We start from the raw sequence: 466 nt of genomic DNA, 5'->3' as shown, positions 1-466 counted from the left end.
GTCCTCGAGCGTACCCAGCACGTCCTGGGCGGTCACCGTGATCGACAGGTTGTCGTTGACCTTGCGCCGATAGCCCAGGTTCAGCATGGCGAACCCGTCCTGGTGTCCCTGGGCGGTAAGGCGCCGCCCGTTCATGAAGCCGTTGAACTGGATGAAGTCCCTTGGCGTCACCTGCCAGTTCAGGTTGCCGCGTCCGCTGACGGCGAAGCCGTCCCGCTTCTCCGTGAAGCCCAGATGCGAGGCGTCGATCTCGTTCCAGTAGACGTTGCCGCTGATGTTGTAGGTGAGCTTGGGCGTCAGTCGCCCGTTCGCCACCAGCTCCAGTCCGCCCGAGCGGCTCTTGTTCAGGTTCTCGCGCGTGGTGAGGAACGCCCCTCCGCCGATGGGCGTCACCACGTCGGTCACACCCTTGGAGCTCTCACGGTAGTAGAGCGTCGCCAGATAGGTCTGGCCGCTCTTCCGGTAC

At 64.2% G+C, this 466-nt stretch carries 1 protein-coding gene; it reads right to left on the bottom strand.

Going from position 1 to position 466, the window contains the following annotated elements:
- The coding region (locus ACOV8S_RS31265; RefSeq protein ID WP_448321859.1) for an outer membrane beta-barrel protein at positions 1-466 on the bottom strand (466 nt) is incomplete at both ends.

Source organism: Streptomyces sp. CO7 (assembly GCF_053474865.1).
The sequence above is the reverse complement of the archived record's forward strand: the minus strand, read 5'-3'. Positions and strand labels throughout refer to the sequence as shown.